At 58.3% G+C, this 12809-nt stretch carries 13 protein-coding genes and 1 tRNA gene; 4 read left to right on the forward strand and 10 right to left on the reverse strand.

Annotated features, from left to right (window positions below; genetic code table 11):
- Position 1: 1 nt before the first annotated feature.
- The gene (locus tag B552_RS0108055) at positions 2-1015 is read right to left on the reverse strand and encodes an AraC family transcriptional regulator (protein ID WP_019448490.1); all 1014 of its coding nucleotides are present in this window, start codon (positions 1013-1015) and stop codon (positions 2-4) included.
- 522 nt (positions 1016-1537) lie between these two features.
- Here B552_RS0108055 and B552_RS0108060 point away from each other — a divergent pair.
- The gene (locus B552_RS0108060) at positions 1538-2557 is read left to right on the forward strand and encodes a site-specific integrase (protein WP_019448491.1); all 1020 of its coding nucleotides are present in this window, start codon (positions 1538-1540) and stop codon (positions 2555-2557) included.
- 68 nt (positions 2558-2625) lie between these two features.
- On the opposite strand, the gene B552_RS0108065 is transcribed toward B552_RS0108060, so the two are convergent.
- The gene (locus B552_RS0108065; protein WP_019448492.1) at positions 2626-2988 is read right to left on the reverse strand and encodes a hypothetical protein; all 363 of its coding nucleotides are present in this window, start codon (positions 2986-2988) and stop codon (positions 2626-2628) included.
- Between the two features lie 198 nt (positions 2989-3186).
- On the opposite strand from B552_RS0108065, the gene B552_RS0108070 reads away from it, so the two are divergent.
- On the forward strand, positions 3187-4341 hold the full coding sequence (locus tag B552_RS0108070) for a ParA family protein (protein ID WP_237718177.1): 1155 nt from the start codon (positions 3187-3189) through the stop codon (positions 4339-4341).
- Positions 4341-4943, forward strand: a complete 603-nt coding sequence (locus B552_RS28805; protein ID WP_157160209.1) for a HEPN domain-containing protein — start codon at positions 4341-4343, stop codon at positions 4941-4943. Before B552_RS0108070 ends, B552_RS28805 begins: the two co-directional genes overlap by 1 nt.
- A 311-nt stretch (positions 4944-5254) precedes the next feature.
- Here the strand turns inward: B552_RS28805 and B552_RS28810 are convergent, their stop codons facing one another.
- From B552_RS28810 to B552_RS27310, 5 genes are all read right to left on the reverse strand, one after another.
- Positions 5255-5593, reverse strand: a complete 339-nt coding sequence (locus B552_RS28810) for a hypothetical protein (RefSeq protein ID WP_083860256.1) — start codon at positions 5591-5593, stop codon at positions 5255-5257.
- A gap of 136 nt (positions 5594-5729) precedes the next feature.
- The gene (locus tag B552_RS0108075) at positions 5730-6059 is read right to left on the reverse strand and encodes a hypothetical protein (protein WP_019448494.1); all 330 of its coding nucleotides are present in this window, start codon (positions 6057-6059) and stop codon (positions 5730-5732) included.
- A 30-nt stretch (positions 6060-6089) separates the two neighbouring features.
- Positions 6090-6434, reverse strand: a complete 345-nt coding sequence (locus B552_RS0108080) for a hypothetical protein (protein ID WP_019448495.1) — start codon at positions 6432-6434, stop codon at positions 6090-6092.
- Positions 6435-7431: 997 nt separating this feature from the next.
- On the reverse strand, positions 7432-7749 hold the full coding sequence (locus B552_RS0108085; protein ID WP_035879583.1) for a hypothetical protein: 318 nt from the start codon (positions 7747-7749) through the stop codon (positions 7432-7434).
- A gap of 10 nt (positions 7750-7759) precedes the next feature.
- The gene (locus tag B552_RS27310; RefSeq protein WP_162137615.1) at positions 7760-8161 is read right to left on the reverse strand and encodes a hypothetical protein; all 402 of its coding nucleotides are present in this window, start codon (positions 8159-8161) and stop codon (positions 7760-7762) included.
- A gap of 470 nt (positions 8162-8631) precedes the next feature.
- On the opposite strand from B552_RS27310, the gene B552_RS0108090 reads away from it, so the two are divergent.
- On the forward strand, positions 8632-9033 hold the full coding sequence (locus B552_RS0108090; protein WP_019448497.1) for a hypothetical protein: 402 nt from the start codon (positions 8632-8634) through the stop codon (positions 9031-9033).
- An 808-nt stretch (positions 9034-9841) separates the two neighbouring features.
- Here the strand turns inward: B552_RS0108090 and B552_RS0108095 are convergent.
- The 3 genes from B552_RS0108095 to tilS all read right to left on the reverse strand — a co-directional run bounded on the left by B552_RS0108095 (position 9842) and on the right by tilS (position 12808).
- Positions 9842-9935 (reverse strand) — tRNA-Ser (locus B552_RS0108095).
- 133 nt (positions 9936-10068) lie between these two features.
- Positions 10069-11319, reverse strand: coding sequence for an aspartate kinase (locus B552_RS0108100; protein ID WP_026035444.1), 1251 nt, complete (start codon positions 11317-11319; stop codon positions 10069-10071).
- A 178-nt stretch (positions 11320-11497) separates the two neighbouring features.
- Positions 11498-12808 carry a tRNA lysidine(34) synthetase TilS gene (gene tilS, locus B552_RS0108105; RefSeq protein ID WP_026035445.1) on the reverse strand — a complete coding sequence of 437 codons (1311 nt, stop codon included), beginning with the start codon at positions 12806-12808 and terminating at the stop codon, positions 11498-11500.
- Position 12809: the final 1 nt, after the last annotated feature.

The raw sequence follows: 12809 nt of genomic DNA on the forward strand, positions 1-12809 counted from the left end.
GCTAGATCCCGCGTGGTGTGGGCACGGACCGCTGTGCGCGCCGTTCGATCGGCGGCATGCCAAACTGCGTTGAGAACCAGCGCGAGAACGCGCTTGCCGAGGTGTAGCCCAGCAACTGCGCTACATGCAGCATCGAGTAGTCCGTATTTTCCACAAAGCGGCTGGCCAACTCGCAACGCACCTCATTGAGAATGCCGCTGAAACTCTCTCCGGCTTCATCCAGCCTGCTCTGCATCGTACGCACGCTCAACGCCAGCGCCTCGGCTACGGATTCGGAATTTGCCCTACCCATCGGCAACATCAGAGTGATGGCACAGCGTACGTCGTGGCTGACATTGCGCCCTCGCAGACGGGGCAGCAAGTCGACAAACCGCTGCGCATAGCGCGCCATGGCCAGATCGGCATGCGGGTTGGGCGCGTCCAGGTCTGCGCTTCTGCAGACCATCCCGTTCAGCTCACTGCCAAACGCAAGCGGGCACCCGAAGATGCGCCAATGGACCTGCGTGTCGGCTGGCGCCTGATGGGCAAAGTTGACACTAACGGGGCGCCAGTGTGTACCAAGTCCTCCCCGGCACAGCCGGAACACGACACCAATCGCCAGCTCGGTTGCCTGGCGGCAGGGAGTATTCGCAATGACTTCCTGCCGGATGATGGCGGTCTGGCCTACGTCTTCGAGCAGCAACGCGACGGATTCATTGATGAGATCGCGGTACTGGATCGTCGTCAGCAGGGCCGCTCTCACAGTCGGCTGTAGGCTGATCAGCAGGCTGAGCGGTCCAAACGACGACAGCCGTCGTGACTCCGCCATGCGCAGGCCGAAGGTTTCGCAGCCGGTTGTGGTTGCGGCGGCCTCGAGCAAGGCCACACAGGCAGCGGCCGGAATCCACTTGTCAGGATCGTCCAACTCCGCGCGACGCAGCCCCACCTGGCGCAAAAGAGGCTGCGGATCCAGGCCAAGGTCTCGTGAGACTTCGAAGAAATTTGTCAGTGCCGCTGCACGTATGCGCGCTTCCACACTCGCCTGCCATATGACAATTCAGACGCCGTGCCATGGGGCGTCACGCCTTCGATACATGGTAGGCAGGCGCAGCATGAAGTGCAAACGCGCCAGTTCGGACCAGATTAGCGAATGGAAGCGCAGGACTTTTCGTAGGACGCGAGACGGTCAGATTGGACGCGATAGAACGCGACAGGACGCGACGAAGCAGCGAGAGCAGGCCCAGGATTTCGGACCCCAGAAAAAACAAAACCCCGGAAGACCGCGATCTTCCGGGGTTCGCCGCCAATACTGATGTAGTGGCGGAGACGGAGGGATTCGAACCCTCGATCCAGGTTTTGGCCCGGATGCTCCCTTAGCAGGGGAGAAACTTTAGGCTCTCTGGGCTGACCTAAGCCGTTGATCGGCTTGGGGATTCTTACCGCCGCGCCGCGCCGCCCCTCGTGCAAGGACGCGAGCAGGACGCGAATGTACGCTTCTGCCCTGCCCCCTCCGCCTCCATGCATGGACTCGCTCTCACACGAAAGAGAGCGAAGCATCATGGGCGTTATCACGAAAAATATAACGAAGGCCGGCATCACCACCTACCAAGCGAAGTGCCGCCGCAAGGGGTTCCCGGTCATCAGCAAGACCTTCCGCGAACTGAAGGATGCGAAAGCCTTCATCCGAGAAGTTGAACGCGGGTTCGATCTGGGGGAGTTACCGGAGAGCGTCAAGCCCGCCGCGCCCCCTTCCGAAGCGGAGGGGGACGGGACGGAATTCACCACACTCGCGGACATCTTGCGGTCGTATCGGGACGAAGCCGTGCCGAAGCAGCGTTCTAGCGAAATCGCCACAATGAAAATCGACTTGCTACTTGAAGAGCCGTTAGCGAAAACGGCCATCGCGGACCTAAAAGCGGCTTTAGCGAAATGGCGGGATGATCGCCTAAAGGAAGTTAAAGCGGGCACCGTTCTACGCGAAATGAATCTTATTTACGCAGCGATAAACCGGGCGCGGGTCGAACACAATGTCGAAATCCCGGACGTGAAGATTGCGCGCCCGAAGGCTCCCGCCGCGCGGACTAGGCGACTGGAAGCCGGGGAGCTAGACCGCATCCTAGAGAGTGCGAAGCGTTCACGGAGTAAAGGGCTGAGTGCGGCGATCCTCCTGGCTATCGAAACGGGCGCGCGGGCGGGCGAGCTCATAAATTTGCGCTGGGAATTCGTGGACGTTTCGAAACGGACCGCGCATTTCCCGATCACCAAGAACGGCTATTCCCGGACCATCCCGCTATCCTCGCGGGCGGTGGCGATTCTCGAAGGCATGCCGCGCGAAGGCGAACGGGTTCTGCATGGGATGACCTCGCGAACGCTTAAGCGCGCATGGGTACTGTGCCGGGAGCGGGCTGGGATCGAAGGGCTACGGTTCCACGACATGCGGCGGGAGGGCGTGTCGCGAATGATCGAGCGAGGGCTGAGCGTGGTGGAGGTGGCGCAGGTCAGCGGTCATCGGTCGCTCGCGATGCTACAGGTGTACGCGCGGCCCACGGCGGAGAGCATCGCGGCGAAGTTAGGATAGACTGACAACTGAGCAAACGGATTTGGGCGCGGTTCTCGAAAGAGGCCGTGCCCTTTTTGTTTGCCCCGCTAACGGTCGCGCCCGCAGGCAGCTTTATAGACCAAGTCCGCCACAGTGTCTTCTTTTATCTCGGACACGTCGATTCGCGTCGGGGCATAGGACACCTCCACGACCTTGCCCCTATAGAAGTCGGTTGAAGTAACGGACCAGACCATGCCTCTGCCGCAGGTCACGAGGTTGTAGGACTCGTAGCTGTCCATCAGCGGCCTACCGTTTTCACCACCTTGCGTGCCCCAACCCCACACGCGCAGTTTGACGTACTTGCTGCCGTCCGGAAGGCTGACCATGTGCGCCGTGTCCACCGCACTTTCTGCATGAGCCGCTCCAAAACCCGCCGCGAGGGCGAGCGCAGCGATGACATGCTTAGTCATATGTTATCCCTCCCGACTTTCTGTGGCCGCGCGGCTCGATGCCGGCATAGTAGCAGCCGCAAAACCGCCTTCGCGTCCCCTATACGTCCTGCCGCGCGGCCTAGCTGCATTCGGAGCCAGCCGTTATGCATCCGGCGCTCCCTCTTCCGGGTGGTAACGGGCGATGTCCGGCTGCGAGCGCTTGGCGCGGATTGAGTGATGGTCGGCCCTGTGGAGGGAGCGCCTATTTGGGGTTCCCAAGTGGCATGGAAGGGGTATCATGTGCCGTTTGAAGCCGCTCAGCATGCGCGAGGGCGGGGCAAATATGAAAAAGGACAGTTAATGCCTCGATACGCATTGTGGAATAACAAGGGTGGGGTCGGAAAGAGCTTTTTAACGTTTGCGTTGGCGTGTGAATACGCATTGAAAAATCCGGACGAAGATGTGCTCGTCTTGGATTTGTGCCCGCAGGCAAACTTGACGGAAATGCTGTTCGGCGATCATGAGGATGCGCCGAGCCATATTGATCATTTTTATACGCAAAAACCCCGTCGTTCCATTGGCGGATATTTTGAAGCCCGCCTAACGTCCCCCTTCCTGCCACTCTCTGACATATCGCCATTCATCACCAGACCGGCCGACTTCAACGAGAATATCCCAGAGAATCTATATCTAGTACCTGGGGATAATCTTCTTGAGCTTTTGGCCGAAGCAATTCGCCAAGCTTCGCAAATGCCGCTACCGATGGATGCGTGGTCAAAAGTCATGCGCTGGCTGCTAGACTTGATCAAGTCCTTTTCCGAAGCGTCTGAGGCGAGTGATGTCACAGCTTTCGTAGACTGCAATCCCAGTTTTTCCGTCTACACGCAGATCGCTCTTTGTTCGGCAGAATTTTTAATCGTTCCATTTACCGCGGATGACAGCTCACGACGCGGGATTGAAAACGTCTTTGCACTGCTTTATGGCGTTGCCGATAATGAACTAAAGGGTTATGCGCGCCTTAGCTTTTCCAAGCGGGCCACGGAGGAGAAAATTGATCTACCTCGTTTGCACACCTTTGTGAATAATCGTGTCACCATGTATAAGTCGCAACCCAGTTCGGCATTCGAGGCTAAGAGCCAGCCAATACGGGAAATAGTTGGTCAGGCACACGCAGCCTCGAAAAAGATTTTCGTTGGCCATTCTAGCGTGACGCAGTTATTTGCACAAATGCCGGACTACCACTCGGTTGCTGTTGTTGCTTCGAGCGAGGGGTGCCCGTTGTCGCAATTGCAATCCGGACATCACACGATTGATGGCAAAGTTGTGCAAGTCAACCAGACAGCAATCGATAAATATACGAAGGCAGTTGCGAAGCTAGTGCAGAGGCTCTAATGGACTCTGCGGCTCTTATCAAGTTTCGGACAGTCATTGCCGGTGCAAAGGTACTTGCGAGTTTTGTCGGGACTGCAAGTGTTGCGAGCGCAGATCAGAACTTTACTGATCAAAATCTCATGCGAGCATCAGTCGCTCAGGCTGTTGGTTGCTGGGAGGGGTATCTGGAAGAGGTTTTGAAGGAGTTTGTATCCAAGACCAGAGTTCAAGCTCATCGAAGAGCATGGCCGCTTATCGTTCAATTCGAATCCATGGTGCAGAAAGCGACCAGCGAATTAAATACGCCAAGCTGGGATAAGGCTCGTGAGTTGATCGTGAACGTTACAGGAATGGACCCCTATCCGTCTTGGATATGGGCACCACGCTTCGCCACTCAGAACGATACGCAAAGTTTTTTGAAGGGCATCATGGACGTTCGCCATTCATTTGCTCATGGGTTCTCGACTCCAGCAAATGTCCCTGGCCTTGCGAATCCGGGCATTCTAGATGCTGCATACGTGGCAGATGTCGTTTCGTGCTTGGAGTTCTTTTCGACAAAGACTGACAGCTTGCTCGAACACGAATTGACACATCGCCATAACTGTATGACGGGATGGGCATGAGAGGTTTTTGGGGATCTGCGCCCCTCTTACTACCCACCGTCCGGGCTGATCGCTTCCGCAACGGGGAGACTCCCCTATAAAGGGAGAATCGTGCGAGTGGGGAATCCACTGCCCGTAAGGGGTTCCGGGTGGCTTGGTGCGCGTTTGCCGGTGCAAAGGACTCTGAGAGGACGCGGCGGGCGGAGCGCCTACGGGCGATGATCGCGGCTTAGTGTAGGGTAGCCTGATGGCGGCTCGTTACACGGCGTAGAACATTGATTCGTGCGCCCGGACATGGTCGGCGGGCGGAACGGTCCGCCGCGTACTGCCCATCAAGTCGGGAACCGATAGCTATTGCTGCCGTTTTTCAATCGCCGCTCTTGCTCCTTGGCGCCCTCCGCAGTCGCGCAGGCCAAGGTCCGATATTCGATGCTGCCTAAGTTCGCCAGGACGTAATCCCGTTTCGCGCTATTACTGCGGTGTCCGGCTCCGAATGGCTCGGGCAAAAGCGAACTCATACGATAGGCGACATTTTTGCCGGTCCCGAATAAAACGAGTTCATTACCAAGTCGCAGCTCATAACACCCCGGTCCGAAAGGCGCGGCAAGCATGCCGCCGTGTCTCGGATCAGGAAACTTCTTCCATTCGGTGCATACAGAATCGATTCGCATGACCAGCCCTCCTATTTTCCCGCGCTAAGCGCCATGGCGGCGATTTTCGAGAAGCTTCGATTCTCGTTCAGTCTTCAAATCCAGAATGCGTTTAAGTGATAGCGCAAGAAATATTTTGGCTGTCGAACCAAAAAGTTCACTGACAGAAGCGCTGGTTCCCGATCTGTTGACAGGTCCGCCCGTTTGAATAGAAGGTCGTGTTTCCGACCTGTTGCGCCGTCTGGCCGTCCGAATAGAAGGTCGTGTTGCCGATCCGTTGGGCGGTTTCGCCGTTGGAATAGAAGGTCGTATTGCCGACGCGTTGGGCGGTTTCGCCATTGGAATAGAACGTAGTGTCTCCGATCCGTTGGGCGGTTTCGCCGTTTGAATAGAAGGTCGTGTTGCCGACTTGTTGGCTGTTATAGGACTGGGCGAAGGCCGGGACGGAGGCGGCGGCGAGCGCGAGCGCGATGAGGGTCTTTTTCATGGTGGTTCTCCTTGAATGGTCGGGTCAAATTTACTTGTCGAGTTCGTCCCAATGCGAGCGGTCATCGCCGTATTTCGTCGCGACGAAATCTTTGGTGTTATAGGTTCGGCTGGTTTTGTGTTGATCGCGCGGATACCAGACGATTCGGATGTGGGCGGTGTCGGCACTTGGAATCCAGCATCCAAAAATGTCCTCCGCTTGCCCGTTCGTAAAGAACGAACGCGTGATGAAACCGGAATAGCCGTCCGGACATTTAATATTGGTGATCTCGATGTTTCCACCGGCTTCGTTGGGCATCGTGGCGAGGACGCCGCCCGCCGCGAACGCGGGGACGGAGGCAAGCGCGAAGAGCGCGGCAATGAGAGTGCGTTTCATGACTTTATTTCTTTTGGTCGGATTAGAACTATGGGACGGTTAGTTTGTCGCGCAAATCCGTTGCCAATCCATCACAACAATTAGCGCCGATTAATTACGCATTGCTTCCGAAACCACTGTAGGCAGGAATGGTCCGCGAGACTTTGCATTACTGTTCGTCTGCTTGACACTTCATGCCACTCCAATTCGCCAGTGCGGAAATCGACACCCGCGAACGATTCCGCTGTCTTCGAAGGCCTGCGCGATTCTCGAAGAGATTCCGCGAGAGGGTGAGCGGGTGCTACACGGGATGACTTCGCGAAACCTTAAACGCGCGTGGGTGCTGTGCCGGGACCGGGCGGGCATCGAAGGGCTGCGGATGCATGATCTCCGTAGAGAAGCGGTGTCCTTGATGATCGAAAAGGGACTTTCGATTGCCGAAGTCCCGCAAGTATCAGGCCACCGTTCGCTTAGCATGTTAGCGATTTATGCGAAGCCTTCGGCGGAATCTATCGCGGCGAAGTTGGGGTAAGCGAAAGAGCCCATAATTTATAGGTTCGTTTTTGGAACGGGAGCCGCGCGTGTCGCGGCTTTTCTTTTGCGCGTTCGCGGCCCGGATAAGTCCCGTTGCGCCAATCTGATGCAAACGGATCCATAAAAAATGGGTTACGGCGCTCCCGCTTAAGGGGAGTAACGGGCGGTTAAGGCTCCGGTATCCGCCGCGCCTACGGAAGCGATAGGACATTGATCTCGCGCGGGCACGCCAGCTCAACTCCGGCATTAACAAACACTTCGCGCCCCGACTCCTTCAGCCCGAGACGGAACTTGATACAGCGCGAACCCGGCAAGTTCAAAGCGCGGAACGCGGCGCGGGTAGATTTGAAGCCTTCGGTCGTCCCGTCCGCCATCACAACCACTAGGCCGTGGCGCGCTCACCCCAAGCATAACCTTGTGATTGGGCTTGAGAACCATTCCCCGAGTCACGAAAAACCGATGCGCAGCCGCCTCAAAAGCGCTATCACTCAGCAGCTTGCTTACGCATGACGCATACCTCTATATCGTGATCGCCGCGCACGCCCTCGATATAGCATTCTTGCGCGTAGCTGTCATGGGCAGTTCCGCTTTGGTAGTTTGGGGAATCATAGCTTGGTTCCAGGGCGCTTACTGCCGCGGGCGCAGGTTCGGAGCGCAGCGCCCTCCAATCGTTTTGCGCTAGATACGATATTGCCAGAAGGAGCAGAAAGCCAAGCAGAGCCAAAATACCCACCGGCAGAAATATCCGCCAGAAGATGCAGACCAATAGGATGCACAGCAACCCGAAAAAGAGATGGATCATTTGTCGCAAATCAAAACGGAGTCGGACCATTTGCAACGACACTTGCCGCTTTTTCCAGCATCGCTGCGGTTGCCTGTACTCCGCTGGGATATGCTTCAAGATCACGGTCGACCATATTAGGATCGCGATAACAAAGAGAATTCGTCTCGCATGATTTATTAATATCAACGTTCATGTATGTCTTTGCTGCACCCATGACGTCATTGCTTTCTTTTGCCTGCTTTTCCAGAAAGTCCCAAATGAGCCGAGCGCGTTGATTCCACAGAACGCTTTTCCCTTCCTTTTCTGCTGTATAGCGTTCCATAAATTTCATCTGAGAAAAATGGAAATACATCCACGAATGGACGAGCCGCTTTTGCGCCTCTTCGCGCGCGCGACGCTCTTCTTTTATTTTGCGAATGAACTTAAACATTTCGATCATTTCCCTTCGTTTGCTGTCACTCCCGCCTCAAAACCACTGTAGGCAAGGACAGGCCGCGAAGCTTTGCATTACCGCCCGCCTGCTAAACATTTCATGCCAGTGGCTCTCGCCAGTGCAGAAAGCGGCTCATCAGACATTAATTCCCTGAGGACTATTCGCCGCATGAAACGTTGCGGGAACTCCCGTAGAAAGGGAGAATCGTGCATTCTGTGAATTCAATGCCCGTAAGGGATTCTGGGCGGTTGGCGGCGCATCAAATTGCTCAAAGGACTTCGGCAGGACTGCGGGGCGCTGGCTATTGTGGAGCAAGGAAACGTGGCGTCCCAGAAGGTTGCCGCAAAAATTGTATCGCCTGCCGTCAAGACGAACATCGACAAGTACGCGAACGTTCCAATCACCCAGTTGCGTTCGGCCTGTTCACGTATGACGCAGGCCGAACTCGAACGAGCGTGGGCGAGGCTATGAAGCTGAATCTATCAGTTGGCGTTCTGGCAGCGATGCTCGTGACGCAAGCAACAGCCGCCGGGTACACCTGCGTCGCGTCGCGCAAGGTCGATGCAGAGCGGGTCTACTCGGACGAGCTGATAGCGAAGTACCAATATTCCAACGTCATCGAAGAGGGCCCCCAAGGTGCCTTCGTCTCGCGCTGCTCCATCGGGCAATCGACTGGAAAAAAGGAATGCGATCGCTACAAGATGGACAAGGTGGCTGTTTCCGAAGGTCCAGCCGGCAGCAAGATCAAGAAGTTCTACCACTTCGCTTCTGGATTTGACCTCCAGCTTTTCGGCGGTGGACTCAACTACGTTGAGAACAACGGACGGGAAGGCATCGCTTATGGGACTTGCCGGGTCATTAGTCCCTAGTGCACTAGTGGGCTGAGTGCGTCGCGAACCTAACCCGCTTCCGGTACTTCCGGCCAGTTAGGCCGATTGTCCTTTACCCAACCTTTCAATTTGCGCCGCGCCGAGTCGCCTGCGGTGTCGATCTTCAGGTGATCGCAAACTGCCCTCCAAGTCATCAGCCCCTTCTTGGACTTCAATTCAGGAACCGAATCTACCCAATCCCTGGCGCTTGGCGAGGGTGCCTTCTTCGCGTAGATACGGCGTATTTCTTGTGCCGGCTGTGCGGATTTGATGATCCGCTGGGAAGGCTACGGGGAACCGCCGCGCCCCGGTCGGGAAGTCGTCTAGGGCCGTCCGGGGATCGGTCGATATCCCAAGGATATGTTCTCTCACACATCTCTCGCCCAGCCCTGCACAGGGCGGCGGAGGGTACAGGCTCCCCTGTGGCGCCGCGCCTCCGAAGGGCTCCTGCACCCCGGCTTCGGGCTCCGGGAGAATCGCGCCACTCAGCCCTACAGCAGCCCTGAGAGATGGTCATACGGTGCATCACGCAGCGGGCACTCCGCGATACCCCCGTGCAGGACTCGCGTTAGAATTCGGGCTCCCGGATCAATTCTGATTCGGGGCAACTAGTAGCGAGTTCGTGCAGGACTCTGAGAGGACGCGGAGGACGCGAGCAGGACGCGAAGGTGTGCGAAGGGCTGCGACAGCGCGGCAAGAAAGCGACCACGGAACAGAGGCGCAGAACTACCCTCCGAAAAAACAAAAACCCCGTAGAGCCGCGACTCTACGGGGTTTCCACCGCCAGAACTACCGTCCTAACGGACATTGGCGGAGACGGAGGGATTCGAACCCTCGATCCAGGTTTTGGCCCGGATGCTCCCTTAGCAGGGGAGTGCCTTCGACCTCTCGGCCACGTCTCCCAAACTTGCGTTGTGCGAGGGAGCCACACAACGAAGCGCGTATTCTAGCGAGGGTCCTGCAACTGGTCAATGAAATTTCACCGACCCGCAGCAAAAAAAGCTGCGCCCTCGCCAGAACTATTTCAACTCCGGATCACGCCTGATCCAGTTCGAACACCTTGTGAAGCGCGCGCACGGCGAGCTCCATGTACTTCTCGTCGATCAGCACCGAGATCTTGATTTCCGAGGTGGAGATCATCTGGATGTTGATGCCCTCTTCCGACAGCGTGCGGAACATCTTGCTGGCGATGCCAACGTGCGAGCGCATGCCCACGCCCACCACCGACACCTTCGACACCTTCGGATCGCCCGACACGCTTGCCGCGCCGATATGAGCCTTCACGTTGTCGTTCAGGATCGTCAGCGCGCGCTGGTAATCGCCGCGCGGCACGGTGAACGTGAAGTCGGTCTTGCCGTCCACGGACTGGTTCTGGATGATCATGTCGACGTCGATGTTGGCGTCGGCGATCGGGCCCAGGATCTGGTAGGCGATGCCCGGCTTGTCCGGCACGCCCAGAACAGTGATCTTGGCTTCGTCACGGGCAAAGGCGATGCCGGAGATGACGGCTGCTTCCATGTCAGACTCTTCCTCAAAAGTAATCAGCGTGCCCGAATGCATTTCCTGCTCGAGCGGCATCAGGGGGTCGGTCAGCGACGACAGCACGCGCGTCTTCACGCGGTACTTGCCGGCGAACTCCACCGAACGGATCTGCAGCACCTTCGAGCCCAGGCTGGCCATTTCCAGCATTTCCTCGAAGGTGATCTGGTCCAGGCGGCGGGCGTCTTCGACCACGCGCGGATCGGTCGTGTACACACCATCCACGTCGGTATAGATCAGGCATTCATCGGCTTCGATGGCGGCGGCGATGGCCACTGCCGACGTATCGGAACCACCGCGGCCAAGCGTCGTGATGTTGCCGTCGTCGTCGATGCCCTGGAAGCCCGTGATCACCACCACGCGGCCGGCGTCGAGATCGCCAAGGATGCGCTCATCGTCGATCGATTCGATACGGGCCTTGGTGTAGGACGAGTCCGTCTTCACCGGCACTTGCCAGCCCGTGTAGCTGACCGCATCGATGCCTTCGCCATGCAGCGCGATGGCCAGCAGGGCCACGCTGGCCTGCTCGCCAGTAGAGGCCAGCATGTCCAGTTCACGCGGGTCCGGCTGCGCGGAAATTTCCTTGGCAAGGCCCAGCAGGCGATTGGTCTCGCCCGACATGGCCGAAGGCACCACGACAACGCGGTGACCGGCACGATGCCACTTGGCAACGCGCTTGGCGACATTCTTGATGCGTTCCGTGGAACCCATCGAAGTGCCGCCGTATTTGTGAACGATGAGAGCCATCTTCTTGTCGACGCCAGCGATTGTGCAAAGCCAATGAAATTACACGAAGAGTGGCTGCCCGTAAAGGCCGAAGGGCAAAAAACCAGCAAAAACGTCGCACATTTTGGGTCATTTTCTTGTGAAAATAATTCACAAGCGAAAAAGACTCTGTCCCCAATTTTCCCCTGAAACCCGGCGGCTATCCATGCAGGTCCGGCCGCGCAACCCATTCCACGCGCCAGCGCGGCGCGTGGGCGTCATCGGCAGGCCAACGGCGATGCATGCCCAGGCCAGCCGCCAGCACGAGCGCATCTTCGCTCCAGAGCAGCGGCAGATATGCACGCCGCCACGCGGGGATTGCGGCCTCCTGATAGGCCTGCTTGAGCGCGCGCGCCGGGCCGCCGGGACGCAACACAATTCGTTCACCGCCCGCCCTGCCCGTCAGCCGCAGCGGCCGGCGCAGTACCGCTTCCGGCACACCATAATCGTCGTCGCGCATAAAACGCAGCTCCCCGCGCCACGCGGGTACCACAATGCGGGGCTCGCCACGCCAATCGAACACGAATGGCGCCGGCGCCTCGGCGGGTACGGCACGGCAGGCCAGCACCCGGTCGCGGAAGCGTCGCAGGATGAGTCCGTCATGTTTGATGGCCGGCTCACCGCCGACATGCTCGATCAACTGCGCGCGCATCGCGGCCAGTCGCGCCGTGGCAGGCGGCTGCGCGCCCAGGTCACGCAACCACAGTCGCAGCACGGCATCGGCCTGGTCGGCGGTCAAACCCCGCAAACCGGCCAGATCGAGTTCCGCTAGCGTATCGGCATCGCGCCCGGGACCAGCCAGCGAGGCCAGGGCTTGTGCGGCCATTGCATCGAGCATGCCGGCCGCCTGACCGAAATGGGCGGCGGCCTGAGTCACGTTTTCGTATAGAGCCGGGAATGACTGCCGAAGGATGGGCAGTTGCGCACGCAAGGCATTGCGGGCGAAGCGCGTATCGGCGTTCGACGGGTCATCGATCCATCGAAGCCCGTGTTGCACGCAGTACTCGTCGATCTCGGCGCGGGAGACGTCAAGCCACGGGCGCAGCAGTTGCACATCGCCCTGCGCATCGAGCGGACGCCGCGCGGGCATGCCAGACATTCCGGCCACGCCGGTACCGCGAAACAGGCGCAGGAGCACCGTTTCCACTTGATCGTCGCGATGATGAGCGAACAGCAGCAGGCTCGCACCCTGCGCACGGCACATGCGGCCCAGCGCCTCGTAGCGCGCGCGGCGCGCCGCTGCTTCGATACCCTCGCCCGTCGCGGTCGCTACGGTCACGCGTTCGGCTACGAGCGGCACCTGCAATTCGCCGCACAGCGCTTCACAGAAACGATCCCACTCGTCAGCCTGCGCCTGCAGGCCATGGTGGACGTGCATGGCTACCAGGCGCGCAAGCGGCCATGCTTCGGCCAGCGCGGCGCGCGTGGCATGCAGCAGCGCCACCGAATCACGGCCGCCGGACAGCGCCACG

The organism is Cupriavidus sp. BIS7 (genome assembly GCF_000292345.1).
Lineage (GTDB): Bacteria > Pseudomonadota > Gammaproteobacteria > Burkholderiales > Burkholderiaceae > Cupriavidus.

Bases quoted from the DNA above. Each gene is read 5' to 3' on its own strand.
- B552_RS0108065 (WP_019448492.1), bottom strand. From the start codon at position 2,988: ATGACTAAGCATGTCATCGCTGCGCTCGCCCTCGCGGCGGGTTTTGGA.
- B552_RS0108085 (WP_035879583.1), bottom strand. From the start codon at position 7,749: ATGATCCATCTCTTTTTCGGGTTGCTGTGCATCCTATTGGTCTGCATC.
- B552_RS27310 (WP_162137615.1), bottom strand. From the start codon at position 8,161: ATGTTTAAGTTCATTCGCAAAATAAAAGAAGAGCGTCGCGCGCGCGAA.
- B552_RS0108075 (WP_019448494.1), bottom strand. From the start codon at position 6,059: ATGAAAAAGACCCTCATCGCGCTCGCGCTCGCCGCCGCCTCCGTCCCG.
- B552_RS0108070 (WP_237718177.1), top strand. From the start codon at position 3,187: ATGGTCGGCCCTGTGGAGGGAGCGCCTATTTGGGGTTCCCAAGTGGCA.
- B552_RS0108090 (WP_019448497.1), top strand. From the start codon at position 8,632: ATGAAGCTGAATCTATCAGTTGGCGTTCTGGCAGCGATGCTCGTGACG.
- B552_RS28805 (WP_157160209.1), top strand. From the start codon at position 4,341: ATGGACTCTGCGGCTCTTATCAAGTTTCGGACAGTCATTGCCGGTGCA.
- B552_RS0108060 (WP_019448491.1), top strand. From the start codon at position 1,538: ATGGGCGTTATCACGAAAAATATAACGAAGGCCGGCATCACCACCTAC.
- B552_RS28810 (WP_083860256.1), bottom strand. From the start codon at position 5,593: ATGCGAATCGATTCTGTATGCACCGAATGGAAGAAGTTTCCTGATCCG.
- B552_RS0108080 (WP_019448495.1), bottom strand. From the start codon at position 6,434: ATGAAACGCACTCTCATTGCCGCGCTCTTCGCGCTTGCCTCCGTCCCC.
- B552_RS0108100 (WP_026035444.1), bottom strand. From the start codon at position 11,319: ATGGCTCTCATCGTTCACAAATACGGCGGCACTTCGATGGGTTCCACG.